The following is a 20,883-nucleotide window of genomic DNA, read 5'->3' on the forward strand; positions in this document are numbered from 1 at the left end:
CTAGATCATGATATTAAAGGGTGCTATACTTGCGCACCCTTTAAGGATTCTAATTGTACTGGAATGTGTATAACAACATACAATAGTTCAAGGAGAATGCTTATTTAGAAATATTGCGATCGCTCCCTTAGCCAAATTAGCTGAAATGCATCAGGAAAAATACTCATGCCATTTGTATCTGTTCGTGACCTGCAAATGTATTATGAGATTCGTGGCACTGGTCAACGCCTGCTCAGTATCAGTGGTACTGGAGCACATTTGCAGCGATCGCCGACTATTTTTGACTCACCGCTAGCCCCACACTTTGAAATCCTGGCCTACGATCAGCGCGGTCTGGGTCAAACCTCAAAACCTGATATTCCCTACACCATAGCAGATTACGCCGCCGATGCAGACTCTTTGTTAAATGCAGTCGGGTGGGAAAACGCTCATGTCATCGGAATTTCCTTTGGGGGTATGGTAGCCCAAGAGTTGGCACTGCGCTATCCGCACCGCGTTAAACGTCTTGTTTTGGCCTGTACTAGTAGTGGCGGTGCTGGTGGCTCGTCATATCCACTACACGAACTCGCGAACCTGCCTAGCGAAGAACTAACTCATCGGCAAATCACAATTGCTGATACCCGTTGGCAACAGGAAGCTTGGCTCTCTAGCCGAACTACACAATTTCAGGAATTAGTGAAGCTGACACTAGCAGTTTCTCAAGCGGGTAGAGACGAACCAAGTCGTGAAGCCGGGCGTCGTCGCCAGCTTGAGGCTCGTGCTGCTCACGATACATACAATCGACTTTCTCAACTGCATATTCCCGTCTATATCTGCGGCGGTCATCATGATGGCATATCTCCTCCTGCCAATCTTGAGGCGATACACAAACAGATACCAGGTTCGTATTTAGAGTTCTTTAAGGGCGGTCATAGCTTTCTTTACCAAGACCCCCAAGCATTTAAGCGCGTTATTGCCTTTCTCCAAAATAAATTCGAGTAATTTTACATAAGACACATAAGACATAACTACAACTGTAGTCACATAGGTTAGGACAGTGTTGATTGCTCAAAGGCCTGAAACGACTGGGTTTTTGTTCAGCACTCAGCACGGGCTAAACGCCCCGCTTCCGCTAACAGCACTCAGCACTTTGCTATACAACACCTATTGCTCTCCCACAGGAGCAGCGCTCGGCTCATAAACTAAACAGAGCCAGAAATATGAAGTTATGTAACTATTTTTCACAAACATAATAATAATTTGTAATAAAATATGATACAGCAGCATTGTATAAAGAGAACTTGGAAGTAAAAAACAACATCTTAATCAGGTTTTCCAGTCGTTCATAGAAGTTTGAAGTTTTTTAACAAAAGTTTTAATCTGAAAGCCTGGAGATCGTAAACTTATTTCTTGGATGTCTGTTTTAAACCTTTCGTAACTCGTCAGGCAGTGCTGACATCAAAAATCAACTGAACCATTCAGTTTTGAGTCCAATTATTCTTAACCAAGCAAATTAGGAGATTTAACGCAATGGTTTTAGATGCATTTGCAAAAGTAGTTTCCCAAGCTGATACACGCGGCGAATATCTCTCTGATGCACAATTGGATGCATTGAGCGAACTAGTCAAAGATGGTAACAAGCGTGCAGATGCTGTTAACCGTATTACCAGCAATGCGTCAGCTCTTGTTGCTGCTGCGGCTCGTGATTTGTGGGCAGAACAACCCCAATTGATCACTCCCGGTGGTAATGCTTACACCAGCCGTCGTGCAGCTGCTTGTATCAGAGACTTGGACATCATTCTTCGCTATATCACCTACGCTATCTTTGCTGGCGATTCTAGCGTACTAGACGATCGTGCCCTCAATGGATTGCGGGAAACCTACTTGGCATTGGGAACTCCAGGAGCTTCAGTTGCTGTTGGTATTCAAAAGCTGAAACAAGCTTCTTTGGCAATTGTCAACGATACAAACAATATCACCAGAGGCGATTGCAGTGCTTTGTCATCTGAAATAGCTAGCTATTTCGATCGTGCTGCTGCTGCTGTAGCTTAAGCAAAGCAAGCATTGCTGATGTTGACTAAATAATTGTCCTGTCTATAGGACAAAACAAAATTTCAACCATAACGTTTGTAAAAGGGAAATACCAAAATGACAAAAACACCTCTAACTGAAGCAATTGCATCGGCTGATTCTCAAGGACGCTACCTCAGCAGCACCGAAATTCAAGTTGCTTTTGGTCGCTTCCGCCAAGCTCCTGCTAGCTTACAAGCAGCAAAAGCATTGAGCGCCAATGCTCAACGCTTGACCGAAGGTGCTGCTCAAGCGGTGTATAACAAGTTCCCTTACACCACTCAACAGCAAGGCCCTAACTTCGCGTCTGATGCGCGCGGTAAAGGCAAGTGTGTACGTGATGTTGGCTACTACTTGCGGATTATCACATACGCTTTAGTTGTTGGTGGCACAGGCCCCTTGGATGATTTCTTGATTTCTGGCTTGGCTGAAATCAACCGGACTTTTGATCTTTCTCCTAGCTGGTACATTGAAGCTCTCAAGTACATCAAAGCTAACCACGGTCTCAGCGGCGACCCAGCTGTTGAAGCAAATTCCTACATCGACTACGTAATCAATACTCTAAGCTAGAGTGTTTCTTTAGCCCGGAGAGGAAATCAGCTCTTATGACAAAGGAGTTCTATGAGTTGTTTACCTCTCCGGGCAGTTTTTTAAGAAAAGCTAGCTGAAAACCCTGGAGAAAGAGGAACGTAGTTCTGTATTTTTTGCTTTAGAACAGGGATGAAAGCTGCCGAGGTAGCACGGTATTTGCTACAACTTTGGGAAAGTTCACAACCCAGTGCCTCTTTTAAGCTACCGTCAATTGGCACAATATTTTTGTCAGTACAAGATTTAAAAACCTACCCTCGGACTGAGGGAAAGTATACGCCCGAAATAACGTAAGGAGATATCACTACGCCCTTGTGGCAAATGTGGTGAGGCAGCGAGCGCAATCTTCTCCCTTTTCTGACAAGACGCTCCGCGAACACGTAGCGTTCTGAAGGAAAGACGCTGGCGCAACATTAGCGAGTCAAATCCCCTACGGAAAAGCAAGCTACGCGCAGTGTCTGACAGAGAATATCTGGAGGTTTCTCCCTCATAAGGGACTGCCAAACCGATAAGGTGAGCCGGGAAGCTGTGGAAACAGGATATTAAGGCAGCTATGTCTTAAAAATCGCCTTACTTAAAGTAAGGTGAGTGTCAATTTCAAGAAGACTGTTAAAAGACTAGAAAAAATTTTTCTAAAAAATTTTCAGTTTTGCAGTTAAAACTGGGAGGTTAAAGATGGCAGCTTTGGGACAAGCAGCAAGATTAGGGATTGGAGCGTTTGAAAATTCAGCACTAGTAGAACTACGCCCTGATAGAACAGAAGCGGATGTGGCAGTGGTTATCCGGGCGGCTTACCGTCAGATTTTGGGTAATGCATATCTACTAGAAGGAGACCGTCTAGAGAGTGCAGAATCACTGTTGCAGCAAGGTGCAATCACCGTTAGGGGATTTGTGCTAGCCATTGCTCAATCAGAACTCTATCGGGATAAGTTTTTCTACTCCAACTCCCAAACTCGGTTTATCGAGTTGAATTATAAGCATTTATTGGGGCGTGCCCCAGAAGATGAGTCAGAGATTTCGTACCATGTTGAGCTTTACAACTCACAAGGTTATGAAGCTGAGATTAATTCCTACATTGACTCATTAGAATATCAAGAGAATTTTGGCGAAAATATTGTCCCTTACTATAAAGGCTTTAAAAGTCAAGTAGGACAGAAAAACGTTGGCTATAGCCGACTGTTCCAACTGTATCGGGGTTATGCCAATAGCGATCGCGCTCAAGGACAAAAACAAGGACGCCTCACCTGGGAAGTGGCTAAGAATCTAGCTTCACCCATTTACCCAGTCTCTGCTGGAGCCTTAACAGGACTCTCTACAGGTGGTCGCGGCGAAACATACCGGATCAGAGTACTACAAGCAGCTTCCCCAAACTCAGCTGTAGTACGGCGCGGTACTGCGGAATTGATCGTACCCTACGAGCAACTTTCTAGTAAATTGCAGCAGTTGAATCGCAAGGGTAGTAAGGTTATTAGCATTACAGCCGTATAAATAGGGAATCGGGAATTAAGTGAGGAGTTAGGAGTGAGGAGTTAGAAGTGAGGAGTGAGGAGTTAGAAGTTATGAGTTTTAAATTCCTAACTATATTCCTAGCCTTAACTCCTAACTCTTAACTCCTAACTCCTAATTTTTCCAACTACTAATTACAAAAGGAAAATTACCAATGGCTATTACAACAGCAGCTTCCCGTCTGGGAACAGAACCTTTTAGCGATCAGTCTCCTGTGGAATTGCGTCCGAATGCAACCAAAGAAGACATCGAAAGAGTAATTGCTGCCGTCTATCGTCAAGTTTTGGGCAACAACTATATATTGGCATCTGACCGCTTAACAAGTGCTGAATCGATCCTCCGTGATGGCAAAATTACAGTGCAAGAGTTTGTACGTCAGCTAGCTAAATCGGAACTGTACAAAACCAAGTTTTTCTACGACAACTTCCAAACTCGCGTCATCGAACTGAACTACAAACATTTGTTGGGTCGTGCCCCTTATGATGAGTCTGATGTCGTCTATCACTTAGACTTGTATCAAACCAAGGGATATGAAGCCGACATCGATTCTTATATTGATTCGCCAGAGTATCAATCTAACTTTGGTGAAAATATAGTGCCTTACTATCGCGGCTTTGAAACCCAAACAGGACAAAAAACTGTCGGATTTACCCGGATATTTCAACTTTATCGCGGCTATGCCAGTAGCGATACCTCCCAACTCAAAGGCAAAGACACCCGCCTTGCTAGCGAACTAGGCCGCAATAGCGCATCCGTCGTTGTTCCTCCCTCTGGTGCTTCTTCAGGTTTTTCATACGTTGCTTCTGAAAAAGGCGTTACCCCCAACAGTACTTTTGGTGGTGCGGGAACCTTTGGTAAAGAAGGCAGACTTTACCGTATTGAAGTAGCAGGTGTTTTTGGAGCTGGGTATCCCAGCACACGCCGCGTCAATCAAGCAGTGATCATACCTTATGAAGAACTATCTAGTTACTTCCAGAGAGTGGTAAAACAAGGTGGTAAAATAGCTAGTGTAAAACCCCTTTAGTGTCAATAGTCAATAGTCATTAGTCGATGTCATTATTAAAGGCAAAAGACTAATGACAATTTAGAATAGGGAATTAATTTTATGGTTGGGCCAATTAGTAGTAGAACGAGTAGTCGCTACTTTCGGTATGAAGTAGTAGGTCTGCGCCAAAGCGAAGAAACTGACAAAACAAACTATCCCATTCGTTCTAGTGCCACTGTGTTTTTCACAGTACCTGAGAACCGGATGAATCAAGAAATGCAGCGAATTACTCGTTTGGGTGGCAAAATAGTCAGCATTCAGCCATTGAACGCTGAACCTCAAACAAATAGCGAACAAAGCGATCCTCCTTCTTCATAATGAATTCTAGTCCGCAGAAATTTGAAGATTTATCACCGACAGGTAACTCTGGTGATGGTGAATCTTTAACAGTAGAACAAGCGATCGCTAATCTTGAAAGTGCAGATTTAGGTCTGCGCTTTTATGCTGCCTGGTGGTTGGGTAGGTTTCGGATATGTGAAGCAGCTGCGGTTACAGGATTGATTAAAGCGTTAGAGGATGAAGCCGACAGAACACCAGAAGGCGGATATCCTCTGCGACGGAACGCAGCTAGGGCTTTAGGGAAACTAGGCGATCGCCAGGCAGTCTCACCTTTAATTGCGTGTTTAGACTGCTCAGATTTTTATGTTCGGGAAGCAGCGGCACAATCCTTAGAAATGCTGGGCGATCCGGTTTGCATTCCCGCCCTGATCGAGTTATTACAAGTAGGTTTGCAGGGAGAGCAGCTGATCTCAAAGCAGCCTGATTTATCTCAACCCTACGAGGCCATTTTAGAAGCCTTGGGAGCCTTGAGGGCGACTGAGTCTATCCCCTTAGTAAAACCATTTTTAGAGCATCCAATCGAATTGGTGCAATATGCTGCCGCACGAGCGATGTATCAATTAACCCAAGAACCAGTTTATGGAGAACGGTTAGTAAAAGCTCTGGCAGGAGAAAAATTACAATTGCGTCGAGCAGTGTTAGCAGACTTGGGAGCGATTGGCTATCTACCCGCAGCAGATGCGATCGCCGAAACTCTTGCCGAAAATAGCCTGAAGCTAATTTCTCTTAAAGGATTACTAGAATATCAAGTTAGCCACACAGCAACAAGCACTTTGTCAGATGGTGCAATTAAAGTAATAAATTTGATGGACTCGCTATTGTAGTTATAATTTCCCAGGCATTAGTCGTTATTAATACGCTTAAATCAATTGTTTATCAGACATAAACCCCTAACATAACTGCGAAATAAGGGCTAGGGGGTTTATGTCTGATGTCAACTACGGAGGAGTTAAGCTACAATTGGCAGATCCTTGATGACTCATGACAAATTATTATGAATAACAGTGACCTTGCTCAAATATTAATCCGTGCTGTGGAAGAAGCAGACTCCTCGGATCGCTTATTAGACGCAGTTCAGGAGTTAGCGGCAGCTGGTATAGAGGAATCTGTTCCCACTCTGATTGCAGCTTTGGGCTACAACAATCCAGGGGCAGCAGTGGCGGCAGTAGATGGACTAATTGCGATCGGGCAAGTCGCAGTACCGTCACTATTGGAACTAATTGATGACTACAACTACAGTGCTAGAGCTTGGGCTATTCGTGCCTTAGCCGGAATTGGTGATATTCGGGCGCTGGATACCTTGTTAGAGGCAGCAAAAACTGATTTTTCCTTAAGTGTGCGGCGAGCAGCTGCTAGGGGATTAGGCACTTTGCGCTGGCAGCAACTACCTGCTGAGAAAGTGGAATCTGTTCAGATTCAGGTATTAGAGGCACTATTACTAATTTCTCAAGATCCAGAGTGGATAGTGCGCTATGCGGCAGTGACGAGTTTAGAAACACTAGCGATCGCCATAGCAGTCACTTTACCCGATCAAGCATCGCGGATTACAAATCAGCTTCAGCAAATACTCGATACCGATGCCGATCTGGGAGTTCGCACCCGCGTAAAATTTGCACAGCAAAAAATTCAACAGCAACAACATCAAGAAATGTTTGCACCGAAAAGAAAGCTAGAAGATATTGAAGTGTCTGAAATACCTCATCGTGGTGGTGGTAGACGTTAACTAAGGGATTTCCAACAAATTTATAAGTGATACCAGAGGGAGAAGGCAGCGACTATTGGCATATTGCCCCCGTACACATCAATGGTCAAGCCTTCTGCCTAACTCTGGCGCACTTAATAAACTCAAATTATAGGATTCTGACGCTTAACAGGTTTGGGCTTAGGAATCGGTATAGTGTTTGTAGGAAGTATCAAGTTTTCAACGACTTGGGCAATTGCCTGTACTTGTATTGGTGCTAAACAATCAGGGGAACTATTTATCATCTGTAGTAGTGCAGGGATACCTTGTAAAACTGGAACTGAGCAATCATTTGCTCCTATCCATTTAGCAATTGGGAAGACTACTGGAGCTGCAACAAACCCATTAGGAAGGTTAGGCATTAATGAAGTAATCCACTGACTAAACATTTTTTGATGGTAAATACTTTGAGAAGTCGGACTATTGTCAACTGCTACCCAATTGTTACCTTCACGCCGTTTCCATTTATCTTTATAAGCGCTAAATGAGCCTTTCCAGGTTTTGACCTCTACTAAAAAAACACCACTTTCACCGATAATTAAATGGTCTATTTCCGTTAGAGAGCCTGAGTTAGTAGGGATTAAAGCATTATTAAATATCACCCATGTATCGGGGAAAGATTGCAAAAGTAGTGATACTCTCCATTCCCCCATATTGCCTTTGAATTTATTTGTTGCTTGGTTAAATTCAAACATGAATGAACCCAACCCACCTAAAAAGCCATCACCTAATCTTTCATGAATTTCTTGGTGTTTGGTAGATTTTTTGGTGTCGATTTTTTGTTGGAATACTGCCCTAAGTGAGGGTGATTGTTGAAGAGTTCTCATCAAAATTGTAGTAATATTTGTCAGTAACCACCATTTTTATAGTTCCCTGAATTGGAGGGAAATCACTCTCCCCTAATTCATATAGAAAAAATTTTATGCTACTAACAGTGATAAAGCTAACGAGAAAACAAAGACTGAATTTCTGCCTGGATATTACCACGAGCAGATGGTTCGGCAAACTCTGACATTAAAGGCGTAAAATAAATGCGCGATCGCTGTAAAAATCGTTCTAAAACCTGCTGACGACCTGTGATATAGTCTGCCTCTGCTACCCAGCCATATTCTTGACGAATGGCATGAGCGTATTCTTTATAATCAACTGGGTTAGTAGCTAAAATTGCTAAATCTGCATCAACTAAGACTTGGCTATCATAGTCATTCACCGCAGCTTGGTGGTCTTTAGTGTTCAGAATCAGACGGGTGACAGTAGTTATAGTACTTTCTGGAATACCCAAATTACTCAGCAACTCAAAAGCATAGTCTGCACTTCGTTCTTCGTTATCTTTGGCTTCAGTGTCATACACTACATCGTGAAACCACGCAGCTAGTTGAACAGCAGCTAGGTTGTTGGCATAGCCTTGCAAAATCTGAATTGTGCTGAGGACGCGATCGATGTGTTTCAGTGTATGGTAATAGCGACCAGGGGTAGAATAAGCTTCAACCAAGAGATTAAAGGCTTTCTCAGCTGCTACCTGGTCAATGCCAAAGGATTGGAGAGTGTGTTGCCAGTTATAAAATAAAATATCCATAAAGTTTTCTGTAGGCATAGAGGCAGTATACCCATTCTTAGTATTGGAAAAAATAAGTACATACGAGTATGGGCAAAGGTGGGTAGTCTCTTCTCGCGCGTCGAGACTTTTAAGATGTAACATTTAAGGCTTATAGTCAATTTTATAGATTTGCAAACAACAAATTTTCCACAAATCTGGATTCAACAACGTTAACAAATACTTCTTACAGCAGTTTGCGAACTGGCGTTAGCTGTTTTACAGCGTGTTCAAATATCCTCCAAGCAAAACTGAACTATCCTACGTTATAGATATGGTGACAGCTAAATGAAAGCGTCAAAATAGAGACACAAGCTTTTGACAAAAAGCCTTGCCTTGTATTAACGGAGTTATTATCAGTGGTATTACAAGTACAAACAAGCACCTACGAAGCTAAAACCCAAGAAATTGCTAAACAACTTCTCGCAGCAACGCAGGAAAATCGTTCGTTTTTTTCTTCCCTGCGGGATCAAATGCGTTGGGATGATAAATTACTAGCTTGGGCAATGAGTAATCCTGGGTTGCGGGTGCAACTATTTCGCTTTATAGATACGTTACCTGCTTTGCACAGTAAATCAGAAATTGCCTCACATTTACAAGAATATTTAGGCGATGAATCTGTAGAATTACCGGCAGCTTTGAAGGGAATGCTAAACTTTGCTAATCCCGATTCGATGCCTGGACAAGTTGCTGCTACAACCGTTGGGACAGCAGTTGAGACGCTTGCCCATAAATATATTTCTGGGGAAAATATTAAACAAGTTATCAAAACAGTTGAACGACTGCGAAAAGAAAAAATGGCTTTCACCATCGACTTACTTGGTGAAGCCGTAATTACTGAAGCAGAAGCGCAGTCTTATCTAGAACGCTATCTAGAATTAATGCAACAATTGGTGGAAGCATCAAAGAATTGGACAACTATTCCGGCTATTGATGAGGCTGATGGCGAACCCCTCCCAAAAGTTCAGGTTTCTGTTAAATTAACAGCATTTTATTCCCAATTTGACCCATTAGATGCTAAAGGTAGTGAGGAGCGAGTTAGCGATCGCATTCGGATTCTCTTACGTCGTGCTAAAGAATTAGGGGCAGCTGTCCATTTTGATATGGAACAATATGCCTATAAAGACATAACTCTCAGCATTTTGAAAAAACTGTTACTAGAAGAGGAGTTTCGGCAACGCACAGATATTGGCATGACAGTTCAGGCATATCTGCGTGATAGTGAGCAAGATACCAAAGACGTAATTTCTTGGTTGAAGGAACGTGGTTATCCCCTGACAATCCGCTTGGTGAAAGGCGCATATTGGGATCAGGAAACTATCAAAGCAGCGCAGAAGCATTGGCCACAGCCAGTTTACAACGACAAAGCCGCAACTGATGCTAACTTTGAAAACATCACTCAGTTATTGCTAGAAAATCATCAATATGTGTATTCTGCCATTGGTAGCCATAATGTGCGATCGCACTCTCGCGCCATTGCCATTGCTGAAAGTTTAAATGTCCCCCGCCGTCGCTTTGAATTGCAAGTCCTCTACGGTATGGGAGATAAAGTTGCCAAGGCGTTGGTTGATAAAGGTTATCGAGTCAGAGTTTACTGTCCTTACGGTGAATTATTACCTGGAATGGCGTATTTAATTCGCCGATTGTTGGAAAATACCGCTAATAGTTCTTTTTTACGCCAAAATCTCGAAAATCGACCGATTGAGGAATTATTAGCAGCGCCGATTGTCAAAGAAGAAAAAAACTCTTTAACTCCTTACTCTCATTTCCTCGGTGCTGCTGATACCGATTACGCTGAGGAAGAGGTGAGAACCAAGGCGAAGCAGGCTTTCCAAAACGTTCGTCAACAGTTGGGTAAAACTTATTTACCACTGATTAATGGCGAGTATGTCAATCCGCCGGAATTTGTTGATTCTCTCAATCCTTCTAATTTCGGTGAGGTAATTGGTAAAGTTGGGTTGATTAGCGTTGAACAAGCAGAACAAGCAATGCAAGCTGCAAAAGCGGCATTTCCTGGGTGGCGGAAAACACCAGCTAAACAACGCGCTAATATTTTGCGGAAAGCCGGTGATTTAATGGAACTCCGCCGCGCTGAACTTTCAGCTTGGATAGTTTTGGAAGTTGGAAAACCAGTTAAGGAAGCTGATGGAGAAGTTTCGGAAGCGATAGATTTTTGTCGGTACTACGCTGACGAGATAGAACGGTTAGATAAAGGTGTGAATTATGACATACCTGGTGAAACTAACCATTATATCTACCAGCCACGGGGGATTGCTGTAGTAATTTCTCCCTGGAATTTCCCACTAGCGATCGCTTGTGGAATGACTGTTGCAGCTTTAGTTTCAGGCAATTGTACTCTCCTGAAGCCTGCGGAAACGTCTTCTGTAATTGCAGCGAAACTCACAGAAATCTTGATAGATGCTGGTTTTCCTAAAGGTGTATTTCAATACGTACCTGGCAAGGGTTCGCAAGTTGGCGCTTATTTGGTAAATCATCCCGATACTCATGTAATTGCTTTTACGGGTTCTCAAGAAGTCGGCTGTCGAATTTACGCAGAAGCGGCAACGTTGAAACCCGGACAAAAGCACATGAAACGCGTGATTGCTGAAATGGGTGGCAAAAATGCCATTATTGTTGATGAAAGTGCTGATTTAGACCAAGCTGTTGTGGGGGTAGTGCAATCGGCGTTTGGTTACAGCGGCCAAAAATGTTCTGCTGCTTCCAGGGTGATTGTGCTGCAACCGATTTATGATGCCTTTGTGCAACGGTTGGTAGAAGCGACAAAATCCTTGAACATTGGGGAAGCAGAGTTACCAAGTACACAAGTTGGGCCAGTGATTGATGCTAATGCCCGCGATCGCATCCGCGAGTATATTGAGAAGGGTAAGGCAGAAGCAGAAGTAGCCTTGGAATTACCAGCACCCGAACAAGGATATTTTATCGGGCCTGTCATTTTTAGTGAAGTATCGCCAAATGCGGTAATTTCCCAGCAAGAAATTTTTGGCCCTGTGCTGGCGGTAATTCGGGTGAAAGATTTCCAGGAAGCGTTAGCAGTCGCCAACGGTACAAACTACGCCTTAACTGGCGGACTTTATTCTAGAACACCTTCGCACATTCAGCAGGCGCAGACAGAATTTGAAGTAGGCAATTTGTACATCAATCGCAATATTACCGGAGCGATCGTTGGACGACAACCCTTTGGTGGATTCAAACTTTCTGGAGTAGGTTCTAAAGCAGGCGGCCCTGATTACCTCCTGCAATTTTTAGAACCACGTGCGGTGACAGAAAATATTCAACGTCAAGGTTTTGCACCAATTGAAGGAGCAGATTAAACTAACGTGAATTCCACGGCTAATATAGTAGCCGTCTAATTAGCATAATCAAAACACCTCTCCCTGATTTTATTACGTAAAACCCTCCCTCTCCGAGTCCTACGGTGTACACACATCTTGGTAATGAAACCCCAATCCTGGATTTACCCCCCTTAATCCCCCCGATGCATTGGGGGGAAATATCCGGTTCTCCCCCTTACCAAGGGGGAGTTAGAGGCAGGGCTGTTTCATTCCCCAAAGAGCTTTAAAAATCAAGGGTTATAGCAATTAAAAATTAGTTATTTTGTTACTAGCGTGCCGATGAAACCAACTATTTTACTGATATTTCAGTGCTTAAATATTCATCTCTTCGTCACGCTTACTTACAATTTTCTTGCTAACCATCTTGACAAATCCTGTTTGAAATGGAATGAATCAGCCCTGGAGTTAGAGGGGGTCAGAAGGACTTGTGTGTAGACCGTAGTTCCGACTACGAGAGGGACAGGCTTGCACTTTCGTTCAAAGCATGGAGAGGTGCATCAAACTTACATTAAACTACAATAGGTAGTAACTTCAAAGAGAGTTTCATGAGTAATTTAGTTATAAAAGTTGCTGAATTACCTAAAGATTTTCCGGCAATTAAAGCAATTAGAAAATCAGTTTTTCAAGAAGAACAAGGGGTAGATCCCGCTTTAGAATTTGATGGCAAAGATGAAATATCCGATCATCTAATTGCTTATTTAAATATGGAGGTTGTGGGTACTGCCAGAATCAGATATTTGGATGATAAAACTGCCAAAATAGAAAGGTTAGCTGTTTTATCGACAGTAAGAGGCCAAGGTATTGGTAAGAAAATTATGGAAAATGCCCTACAGCTGATAGCTAACCAAGATATTCCAGAAGTAGTGATTCATGCTCAAGAATATGTGAAAAATTTATATAAAAAACTCGATTTTGTAGAAGAAGGGGAAATATTTGAAGAAGCTAATATTCTCCACGTAAAAATGATAAAAAGATTTTCACAGTCAAAGTAAAAATATTATCTAATATATTTTTTCACTAATTATTTGTACAAAAATGTATTTTTATGAGCAATTAACTAAAATATCTCATCAAAATCGACTCTAACTGGACTATGTGAATTGGCTTAACAAGGTAGTCATTAGCGCTACCTGGCAGCATGGCAATTTCCTCCTCTAAAGGTTCGCTAAAAGTCGTCATTACAATCGGTAAATGTTGCCGATAAGGCTCTTTTCTAAGGATTTTCAGCAAATTCCAGATATGAACATCCTTTTTGACTAACTGGAAATCGAAAAAAACTAAATCTGGTTGGAAGTTTTGTACTTGTTTTAAAAAGTCGTTACCATTATCTATCCACTTGACTTGATAGCCAATTGTGTGGAGATAATCTTGCAACACTGTTGCTGTGTTTTCCTCTTCTTCTACAAGCAAAATAGTTTTATTTGTGGGGATGACTGGAGAAGAGGAGGACGAGGTAAAATTTGCTTCCTGATCTGTCTCATCTATCTCATCTGTCTCATCTATCTCATTTCCTGGATGCTCTGGATTTGGTAGAAACAGAGTGAACTGACTGCCTTTTCCTACAGTTGATGTCACGGTAACATCTCCACCATGTAAACGCGCTAATTTACGTGTCAAGGCTAAACCCAAACCAGTGCCTTCGTACTGCCGATTTAAGCGACTGTCAAGCTGTTTAAACGGTTCAAATAGAAATTGAAACTGACTTGAGTCTATACCAATGCCAGTATCTGAAACTGTAAACGTTATCCCTTGTAGCACTTTTTTGACTACCAGCGATACTTCACCTGCTGGGGTGAATTTAATCGCATTAGTGAGCAAGTTGAGTAGCATTTGCTTGATGCGCCGCTCATCAGCAATACAAATATCCGCTTCTAGATCAATTTCACAGGAGAGTTGTAATCCCTTTTCTGAGGCGCGATCGCGCACTGTCCAAATGGCATAATTACATATATCTGCCACTGATAAAGATGATAGTAACAGCTCCTCTTTACCTGCTTCTACCTTAGATAAGTCAAGGATATCGTTAATCACTGCCAGCAGATGCTCGCCACTACTATATATACAACTTACATATTCATTCTGCTTTTCATTCAGAGAGCCAACTATTTCTTGTTGCAGTAACTGTGACAAACCCATAATCGCATTGAGAGGTGTCCGCAACTCATGGCTCATGGTTGCTAAAAATTCAGTTTTTGCTCGACTGGCAGCTTCTGCTGCTTCTTGAGAGGCGCGTAGTTTCAACTCTGTTTGCTTACGTTCAGTAATATCCTCAATCATCGCTAGAAAAAACTCAGGTTCACCATTGCTGCCTGGTATAACAGAAACAGAGATATGAGTCCAAACTAAGCTACCATTTTGGTGCTGGCAGGGTCTTTCTATCTCAATACGATGTCTTTCTACAAGCTGTTCCTGATGTTTGGAGGGTTGTAATCCGTCCCTCGAAGTTCTCTTTAATTCTGTGCGAATTCCTGACATCAGTCGTTTGTAAAGTTTTAAATCCTCCCTTTCTATGGAAATGTAATCTGTAAAGCGCTTGCCGTATAAATCTTCTCGGCTGTATCCTAAAATCTCACACAGTGCCAGATTAGTATCGACTATCTGCGCTTTCATATCTATAAGTCCAATGCCGATAGAGGAACGCTCAAAAATCGCCCGAAATTGTGCCTCACTCTGTCGCAGTGCTTCCTGTACGACATTTCGCTCGCTCGCTTCTATAGCCAGCGTCACAAAATCTGCAATTGACCCAGCAAAACTCTCTTCTTCTAAAGTCCATTGACGACCTTCGCCTATGTGTTCGTGACATACTACGCCTATCAAATGACCCTCTAGCCAAATTGGTGCATCTAGTATAGATGTGATGCCCAAAACTGAAAAATAAGACTCAGATAATTCTTGGGTTTTGGGATCGTTTCTGACATTATCTGCGGCAATAGTACGTTCCTCTTCTAAAGCCTGGAAATAAGCAGGAAAATCTGTTTTTAAAAGCGAGTTACCAAAGGTATGCTCCTTAGTCTTGACATCATATAAATTAATGCATTCAATTTTTGAACGTTCTTCATTATATAACCATACCCCCACTCGCTCTACTAATAGCGTCTGAGCAGCAGTTTCTGTGATTTCCTTCAACACGGCATTGAGATTACCTTGCTGAAATGTCTTGCTTCTTGCCAGTTGCACCAACGCCTGGCTTTGTTTTCGCCGACTATTTTCTCTGATTCGTAAAGCCTCTTGGGCCTGGTTGTGGTCTGTAATATCTCTAGTTGACACCACCTGCATTAGTTGCCCTCAAGAAGAAATAATTTGGACTTGCAGTTCTACGGAAAAAGTAAAACTGTCTTTGTATAACTACAATTACTTGATAGGGTTTTTCATAACCGGAAAGTATAATTTTTCTAATCAAATTTTATAATTATGGCTAATTAGTTATAAGCTAGATTTTGCTTATTACTTCTGTTACTTTATACTATTAATTTTTGCCAGGGGATAATTAACATTTGAAGGAATTTCACTATTAAGTAATTCTACTATCAAGTAGTATAAGTAGTATAGTATTTTTAATTTGAAACTGGGGATTGCTAAAGATTTTTCCCAATACCCAATCCCCAGTACAATTTCTTGCTAAGTACTGACTAGCAAAATACCCTTGATTCTCCTAGAGAAAGATACCTAATGGCTCAAATTCTGCCAAACTTAAGGTAACGGCAAGCTTTTGCGGAGGTGGAGCGATGACAAATAGCGATGTAAGAATTGTTTCCCTGATTCCCGGTGGAACAGAGATTTTAGCGACACTAGGATTGGTTGATGCTATTGTGGGGCGATCGCACGAATGTGATTACCCTCCAGAAATCCTCAATCGCCCCATTTGTACCCAAGCACGTTTAAACAGTGATGCCTCCAGCAGCCAAATTCACGACGAAGTGAACAATTTATTGCAATCTGCTCTTAGTATTTATGAAATCAAAACAGATGTTTTAGAGCAATTGCAGCCTACCCATATTCTCACTCAAGACCAGTGCGATGTTTGTGCTGTGAGCTTACACGATGTTGAAAATGCAGTTGCTACACTGATTGACAGTAAACCTCAGATTATTTCTTTACAACCCAATATTCTTTCGGATGTTTGGGCTGACATTGAGCGAGTCGGCAATATTTTTGGTGTAGACTCGGTAAAAGTCTTAGAAAATTTAGAAGCTCGCGTCAAAATTTGTCAGCAAAAAATCCAAGGACTTTCTTTAGATGAACTGCTTACTGTCGCCTGTATCGAGTGGACTGATCCTTTGATGGTCGCCGCTAATTGGATTCCTGAATTAGTTAACTTAGCAGGAGGACAGTCTCTATTTTGCGCTACAGGTCAGCCTTCTCCGATCTTGCCGTGGGAAACACTATTAACAACTAATCCCGATGTAATTGTTTTTATGCCTTGTGGCTTTGATTTAAATCGTACTCGCAAAGAAGCCAATTTATTAACTCAACGTCCAGAGTGGGAAAAACTACACGCTACCGCAGTTGGTAGAGTTTACATTACTGATGGTAATTCTTACTTCAATCGTCCAGGACCGCGACTGGTAGATTCTTTAGAAATTTTGGCAGAAATTTTGCATCCAGAAATTTTTCAATACGGCTACAAAGGAACTGCTTGGGAACTTTTGTAAATAAGAATTCAAAACTCAGGAGCGGAGTCGGAGACGCTCCGCCTCCGGTGAGGATTCAGTATTAATTCGAGTCCGATGGTTACTGACCTGGTTAAAGGGTCGAATTACTAAGTGATACTGGTTAAAAACTTTGCCGGGTTCCAATACCTGACCGAAGGATAATTCTGATTCCTGGATTCTGGATTCTGAATTCTTCTCTAAGGTGTTTGTTCAGAATCTGCTGATGGTTCATTGTTAAATAACAGCAGGCGTGCAGCAAGAATGGCAAATCCTACAGCCGCGATCGCTTTTAACACACGTGTAGGTAGTAATTCGGCTACTGCACCCCCTGCTAACGATCCCAACAGACTTGTCAACAGCAATGCGCCTGCTGCACCGAAAAATACTGCACGTGGAGAATTAGAACGTCCTGAAAGTGCGATCGCCGCTAGCTGACTTTTGTCACCCAATTCTGATAAAAAAACCGTAATAAAGCTCAGTCCTAAAAGATGCCAATCCATATTATTTATGGGTGAGTGAGAGAAATTAATGATTAATGACTAATGACTAGTAAATACATCCCAAAATAGCATTAGGGAAATTACCAACAGCATCACGCCGGCTGATTTTTCTACGGTTTTTGGGCTGAGTCGGCTGGCTATCCAACTACCTAAAAGCACACCTAATAAGCTGGTGGTTATTAGCGCCGCCGCAGATCCGATAAATACTACCCACGGCGAATGAGATTGTGCGCTCATTAACAGAGTGGATAGCTGAGTCTTATCTCCAATTTCTGCTAGAAAAATGGTTACAAAAGTCGTACCAAAAACTACTAGCGCTGATTGCTGCTTTTGAGGACTATCGGCAATTACAGGCTGAACTGACAAAGCGATCGCAGGAGTTAAGTTAAAATTATTGCTGTCTTCCAGTTCTAGCTCGATCTCAGTGTGAGATATGGCAGAAATCTCCAAAGGTGCAGAATCAAGTTTCACAAGCAGTAGTTTTGGTTGCTAGGGTGTTTTCATATTTCTATCATTTTCTCATATTTTTGTCATAAATTGCAATCTCACACAAAAAAAGGAGGGTTGGATGTCAAAGGCCAACAGCTTGGTCGAAGCGTAGTATTTCTAAACTGCGATCGCCATAAACTCCTTCTATTTGCTGGCGACAGCAGTCAATAGCAAAATCGTTGACTTCTTCTGGTTCAACCCCATACATATCTTGAAACACTTCTGATTCTACACGGCAGAAGCGCGGACGATTGGGGTAGATGCGACATTCTCGCGTGCTATGGTCGAAATTAACGCACCATCCCCCTTCGCCTACCATGCTGAGGTAGAGTTCTAGTTCTGGTGGTGAGAGATACTCTTCCAAGTCTGGACGCTCTGCTGGATCGAGATTACAGCAGGCTCCACATTGCTTTACACATTGCCAAGTTGACATTTTGGATTAGGGAGTGCGGAACGGGGGAGCAGAGGAGGCAGGGGAAAGAACTATTGATTCTTGAGCCATGCCCAATGCCCAATCCCCCTATTTTACGTTTTTATATCTTTTCTTATAATTTTGTTAAGTAAATTAAATTTAACAGTCCATAGCCATATATGATCGATTTCGGGTTTTCTAATTTAAGTTATTGAATTTTTTAAGACTATTGGGAGGAGAAAAGGAAAAATGTTTGACGCTGTGTCTGACTTGTTTAATGCTTTTACCAGTATCAATTGGGAAGTTATTTTCCAATTGTTGTCCGTGGCGCTCATCGTGATTGCTGGCCCAGCGGTAATCTTTGTGCTGGCATTTCGCAACGGCAACCTATAAGAGTGCTGAGTGCTGACTAAGGAGTTAACAGTTAAGAGTTAGGAGTGAGAAGTTAATTTAAGAATTCATAACTCATAACTCATAACTCAGCACTCAGTACTGATAACGCCTGAAGGGCAGCTTGGATAATACTGTCATACTGTGGCTGAGAGATATCAACTTCTTTGGCATTTTGACGATTAGTGCCCAGTAAACCGATTATATGTCCTGGCTGTATGGCTAAGACTTTGCCTTCAGAATTTCTAATTCTTAATTCTGCTTTAATACCATTTTTATAGAAACCACAAGTATATTGTCGCTGATTACACTCAAAGGTGGTGCTTGACTGTATAGGTGGCGAAGTAAAAAATTGTTGAATCTGAATTGGCAATCTGACACCTATTAACTCTAATTCGATGCTGGTGTTACCGTTAAAGTAATTTTCTCGCAGTTTGTAAGCGACATCCACACGCGATGGTAAGCGGAAGTAGTCGCCCCAACGCCAAGCGATCGCTTTAATTCTATACTCCTGATTATCAATAGTTTGGGCAATTGTCAGTTTAATGTGACCTTTCCCGACAATTTTTTGCTCAACTACTTGAACATTAGGTGTCCAAAAAACTGGATCGGGGTTGTCCATACCGCAAGGGTGGAGAGCATTAAGCTGTTGATAAAGCTGCTGATTAATGTGATTGAGGTTGACTTCAGCATCAATTTTGAGCAGAGGCTTGAGATGTTGTGGTTCAAGGCACTGGTTAGCAAAATCAATTAAACGCGATCGCAACATCTTTAAATTCTCTGCTGGTAAAGAGAATCCCCCGGCTGCTCTGTGTCCGCCAAATTTGCCTAGTAAATCGTGACAATATTCCAAAGCTTCAAATACATGGAACTCTGGAATTGAGCGTGCAGAACCGCGTATATGTCCCTCATCCTCATAAGTACCGATGAACACGGGAACGCCGTAGCGTTCTACCAAGCGGGAGGCGACAATGCCAATAACGCCATGATGCCAATTGGGTTGAACAACAATTAATACACGATCTTGCTGTAGAGATGCAACGAATTCTGTTTCTACATAAGCGATCGCTTCTTGTTCAATTTGTTGACACATCTCTTGGCGAGAGGCGTTGACTTGTTCGCATTGCATTGCTCTTTCCAGCGCCACCCCCATATCATCTGTAGTCAGCAATTCAATCACAGTCTGGGGATTACCAATCCGGCCAATAGCATTAATTCGCGGCCCCAAGCGAAACCCAATATCTTCCGGCTTTAAAGATTTTGGATTGGCAATTTTCTTCTCTGCTCCTCTGCTCCCCTGCTCCCCTGCTCCCCTTGCTCCCTCATCTCCCCTGGCTTGCACGCCGCCTACCTGAATCAACGCCTGTACCCCAGCTAAGTTGGATTTGGGTAAATGCTGTAAACCACGTTTCACCCAACGGCGATTTACACCAGTTAAGGGGGCTAAATCTGCGATCGTTCCCAGCGTAAACAGTGCTAGCATCGGCTTAATCAAACCCTTAGTTTCCCCTAGCTGTTGTGCAAGAGAAACTGCCAAAATGTAAGCAACACCAACACCAGCAACACCCCGATAAGGTGAAGATTCAGCTATTAGTTTGGGGTTGAGGATAGCATTAGCTGGTGGTAATTTTTGGGGAATGTCGTGGTGATCGGTGATAATAACTGCAAGACCAAGTTCTCTAGCTCTAGCGACTGGTTCAAACGCAGAGATCCCATTATCTACAGTGAGAATTAATCCCACACCTTCGCTGTGGAATTCTTCAACTATACGTTTATTGATACCGTAACCTTCGTGCATCCGACTGGGAATAGCATAATCTACTTGTGCGCCTAAAGTGCGGAGACTACGCAAAAGTAGAGCAGTGCTGGTCATACCATCAGCATCATAATCACCACAAATAGCAATTTTTGTTTGAGAAGCGATCGCATTTTGCAACAACTCCAAACTAATTGCCAAATTGGGGAAATCTTCTAACGGCGAAGGCAAAACTAAAGACTCTGGATTTAAAAATGCTTGTACCTGTTCTGGTGTTTCCATGCCCCGATTAATCAACAACTGGCTGATAATCGGTGAAATATTTGTCAAAGCTGCCAAATTTTGGGCTAATTCTGGTTTTTGCGGGTAAATTTGCCAGCGCTGATCGGGTAAGCGCTTGCGAGGCTTTGAAAGTTCAGATACAGGTCGGTCTAGCACAGTATAAAGTTAGGAGTTTTTAGTTATGAGT

The 20,883-nt window shown here is 42.4% G+C and carries 19 protein-coding genes; 12 read left to right on the forward strand and 7 right to left on the reverse strand.

Annotation, left to right across the window (positions count from 1 at the left end):
- The first annotated feature begins 165 nt into the window (after positions 1 to 165).
- From RMY27_RS00935 to RMY27_RS00970, 8 genes are all read left to right on the forward strand, one after another.
- The gene (locus RMY27_RS00935) at positions 166 to 981 is read left to right on the forward strand and encodes an alpha/beta hydrolase (RefSeq protein ID WP_322659624.1); all 816 of its coding nucleotides are present in this window, start codon (positions 166 to 168) and stop codon (positions 979 to 981) included.
- Positions 982 to 1,509: 528 nt separating this feature from the next.
- On the forward strand, positions 1,510 to 2,031 hold the full coding sequence (locus tag RMY27_RS00940) for a phycocyanin subunit beta (protein ID WP_099099077.1): 522 nt from the start codon (positions 1,510 to 1,512) through the stop codon (positions 2,029 to 2,031).
- Positions 2,032 to 2,127: 96 nt separating this feature from the next.
- The gene (cpcA, locus tag RMY27_RS00945) at positions 2,128 to 2,619 is read left to right on the forward strand and encodes a phycocyanin subunit alpha (protein WP_012411562.1); all 492 of its coding nucleotides are present in this window, start codon (positions 2,128 to 2,130) and stop codon (positions 2,617 to 2,619) included.
- A 693-nt stretch (positions 2,620 to 3,312) separates the two neighbouring features.
- Positions 3,313 to 4,125, forward strand: a complete 813-nt coding sequence (locus tag RMY27_RS00950; protein ID WP_322659627.1) for a phycobilisome linker polypeptide — start codon at positions 3,313 to 3,315, stop codon at positions 4,123 to 4,125.
- Between the two features lie 172 nt (positions 4,126 to 4,297).
- Entirely contained in the window at positions 4,298 to 5,167 is an 870-nt protein-coding gene (locus tag RMY27_RS00955; protein WP_322659629.1) for a phycobilisome linker polypeptide, read from the forward strand.
- A gap of 81 nt (positions 5,168 to 5,248) precedes the next feature.
- Complete coding sequence (locus RMY27_RS00960; RefSeq protein WP_416212302.1) at positions 5,249 to 5,506, forward strand: phycobilisome linker polypeptide; 258 nt, start codon at positions 5,249 to 5,251, stop codon at positions 5,504 to 5,506.
- Entirely contained in the window at positions 5,506 to 6,351 is an 846-nt protein-coding gene (locus tag RMY27_RS00965; RefSeq protein ID WP_322659631.1) for a HEAT repeat domain-containing protein, read from the forward strand. The genes RMY27_RS00960 and RMY27_RS00965 overlap by 1 nt, the downstream gene beginning before the upstream one ends.
- Before the next feature lie 170 nt (positions 6,352 to 6,521).
- Entirely contained in the window at positions 6,522 to 7,250 is a 729-nt protein-coding gene (locus tag RMY27_RS00970) for a HEAT repeat domain-containing protein (protein WP_322659633.1), read from the forward strand.
- Positions 7,251 to 7,372: 122 nt separating this feature from the next.
- Here RMY27_RS00970 and RMY27_RS00975 read toward each other — a convergent pair whose 3' ends face one another.
- Positions 7,373 to 8,095, reverse strand: coding sequence for a nuclease-related domain-containing protein (locus RMY27_RS00975; RefSeq protein ID WP_322659797.1), 723 nt, complete (start codon positions 8,093 to 8,095; stop codon positions 7,373 to 7,375).
- Positions 8,096 to 8,211: 116 nt separating this feature from the next.
- The gene (locus tag RMY27_RS00980) at positions 8,212 to 8,862 is read right to left on the reverse strand and encodes a hypothetical protein (protein WP_322659635.1); all 651 of its coding nucleotides are present in this window, start codon (positions 8,860 to 8,862) and stop codon (positions 8,212 to 8,214) included.
- 359 nt (positions 8,863 to 9,221) lie between these two features.
- Here RMY27_RS00980 and pruA point away from each other — a divergent pair, with 359 nt between their 5' ends.
- Positions 9,222 to 12,194, forward strand: a complete 2,973-nt coding sequence (pruA, locus tag RMY27_RS00985) for an L-glutamate gamma-semialdehyde dehydrogenase (protein WP_322659638.1) — start codon at positions 9,222 to 9,224, stop codon at positions 12,192 to 12,194.
- 566 nt (positions 12,195 to 12,760) lie between these two features.
- Positions 12,761 to 13,207 (forward strand): GNAT family N-acetyltransferase, encoded by a 447-nt coding sequence (locus RMY27_RS00990; RefSeq protein WP_322659640.1) that lies wholly within the window; start codon positions 12,761 to 12,763, stop codon positions 13,205 to 13,207.
- A 61-nt stretch (positions 13,208 to 13,268) separates the two neighbouring features.
- Here RMY27_RS00990 and RMY27_RS00995 read toward each other — a convergent pair whose 3' ends face one another.
- Positions 13,269 to 15,491 carry an ATP-binding protein gene (locus RMY27_RS00995; protein WP_322659642.1) on the reverse strand — a complete coding sequence of 741 codons (2,223 nt, stop codon included), beginning with the start codon at positions 15,489 to 15,491 and terminating at the stop codon, positions 13,269 to 13,271.
- A 449-nt stretch (positions 15,492 to 15,940) separates the two neighbouring features.
- On the opposite strand from RMY27_RS00995, the gene RMY27_RS01000 reads away from it, so the two are divergent.
- On the forward strand, positions 15,941 to 16,867 hold the full coding sequence (locus RMY27_RS01000; RefSeq protein ID WP_322659644.1) for a cobalamin-binding protein: 927 nt from the start codon (positions 15,941 to 15,943) through the stop codon (positions 16,865 to 16,867).
- Positions 16,868 to 17,064: 197 nt separating this feature from the next.
- On the opposite strand, the gene RMY27_RS01005 is transcribed toward RMY27_RS01000, so the two are convergent.
- From RMY27_RS01005 to RMY27_RS01015, 3 genes are all read right to left on the reverse strand, one after another.
- The gene (locus tag RMY27_RS01005) at positions 17,065 to 17,367 is read right to left on the reverse strand and encodes a TMEM165/GDT1 family protein (protein WP_099100177.1); all 303 of its coding nucleotides are present in this window, start codon (positions 17,365 to 17,367) and stop codon (positions 17,065 to 17,067) included.
- Between the two features lie 39 nt (positions 17,368 to 17,406).
- Positions 17,407 to 17,838 (reverse strand): TMEM165/GDT1 family protein, encoded by a 432-nt coding sequence (locus RMY27_RS01010; protein ID WP_322659647.1) that lies wholly within the window; start codon positions 17,836 to 17,838, stop codon positions 17,407 to 17,409.
- A 100-nt stretch (positions 17,839 to 17,938) separates the two neighbouring features.
- Entirely contained in the window at positions 17,939 to 18,289 is a 351-nt protein-coding gene (locus tag RMY27_RS01015; RefSeq protein ID WP_322659649.1) for a YkgJ family cysteine cluster protein, read from the reverse strand.
- A gap of 228 nt (positions 18,290 to 18,517) precedes the next feature.
- On the opposite strand from RMY27_RS01015, the gene psb30 reads away from it, so the two are divergent.
- The gene (gene psb30 / locus RMY27_RS01020; RefSeq protein ID WP_069068686.1) at positions 18,518 to 18,661 is read left to right on the forward strand and encodes a photosystem II reaction center protein Ycf12/Psb30; all 144 of its coding nucleotides are present in this window, start codon (positions 18,518 to 18,520) and stop codon (positions 18,659 to 18,661) included.
- Positions 18,662 to 18,740: 79 nt separating this feature from the next.
- Here the strand turns inward: psb30 and RMY27_RS01025 are convergent, their stop codons facing one another.
- A complete protein-coding gene (locus tag RMY27_RS01025; RefSeq protein WP_322659654.1) occupies positions 18,741 to 20,852 on the reverse strand; it encodes a single-stranded-DNA-specific exonuclease RecJ in 2,112 nt (703 codons plus the stop codon).
- Positions 20,853 to 20,883: the final 31 nt, after the last annotated feature.

Origin of the sequence: Nostoc sp. DedQUE09 (genome assembly GCF_034530915.1) — a bacterium.
Classification (GTDB): domain Bacteria; phylum Cyanobacteriota; class Cyanobacteriia; order Cyanobacteriales; family Nostocaceae; genus Nostoc.

What these genes read in the sequence shown, in the direction of transcription:
- RMY27_RS00935 (WP_322659624.1), top strand. Translation starts at nt 166, where the DNA reads ATGCCATTTGTATCTGTTCGTGACCTGCAAATGTATTATGAGATTCGT.
- RMY27_RS00940 (WP_099099077.1), top strand. Translation starts at nt 1,510, where the DNA reads ATGGTTTTAGATGCATTTGCAAAAGTAGTTTCCCAAGCTGATACACGC.
- cpcA (WP_012411562.1), top strand. Translation starts at nt 2,128, where the DNA reads ATGACAAAAACACCTCTAACTGAAGCAATTGCATCGGCTGATTCTCAA.
- RMY27_RS00950 (WP_322659627.1), top strand. Translation starts at nt 3,313, where the DNA reads ATGGCAGCTTTGGGACAAGCAGCAAGATTAGGGATTGGAGCGTTTGAA.
- RMY27_RS00955 (WP_322659629.1), top strand. Translation starts at nt 4,298, where the DNA reads ATGGCTATTACAACAGCAGCTTCCCGTCTGGGAACAGAACCTTTTAGC.
- RMY27_RS00960 (WP_416212302.1), top strand. Translation starts at nt 5,249, where the DNA reads ATGGTTGGGCCAATTAGTAGTAGAACGAGTAGTCGCTACTTTCGGTAT.
- RMY27_RS00965 (WP_322659631.1), top strand. Translation starts at nt 5,506, where the DNA reads ATGAATTCTAGTCCGCAGAAATTTGAAGATTTATCACCGACAGGTAAC.
- RMY27_RS00970 (WP_322659633.1), top strand. Translation starts at nt 6,522, where the DNA reads ATGAATAACAGTGACCTTGCTCAAATATTAATCCGTGCTGTGGAAGAA.
- RMY27_RS00975 (WP_322659797.1), bottom strand. Translation starts at nt 8,095, where the DNA reads ATGAGAACTCTTCAACAATCACCCTCACTTAGGGCAGTATTCCAACAA.
- RMY27_RS00980 (WP_322659635.1), bottom strand. Translation starts at nt 8,862, where the DNA reads ATGCCTACAGAAAACTTTATGGATATTTTATTTTATAACTGGCAACAC.
- RMY27_RS00990 (WP_322659640.1), top strand. Translation starts at nt 12,761, where the DNA reads ATGAGTAATTTAGTTATAAAAGTTGCTGAATTACCTAAAGATTTTCCG.
- RMY27_RS00995 (WP_322659642.1), bottom strand. Translation starts at nt 15,491, where the DNA reads ATGCAGGTGGTGTCAACTAGAGATATTACAGACCACAACCAGGCCCAA.
- RMY27_RS01000 (WP_322659644.1), top strand. Translation starts at nt 15,941, where the DNA reads ATGACAAATAGCGATGTAAGAATTGTTTCCCTGATTCCCGGTGGAACA.
- RMY27_RS01005 (WP_099100177.1), bottom strand. Translation starts at nt 17,367, where the DNA reads ATGGATTGGCATCTTTTAGGACTGAGCTTTATTACGGTTTTTTTATCA.
- RMY27_RS01015 (WP_322659649.1), bottom strand. Translation starts at nt 18,289, where the DNA reads ATGTCAACTTGGCAATGTGTAAAGCAATGTGGAGCCTGCTGTAATCTC.
- psb30 (WP_069068686.1), top strand. Translation starts at nt 18,518, where the DNA reads ATGTTTGACGCTGTGTCTGACTTGTTTAATGCTTTTACCAGTATCAAT.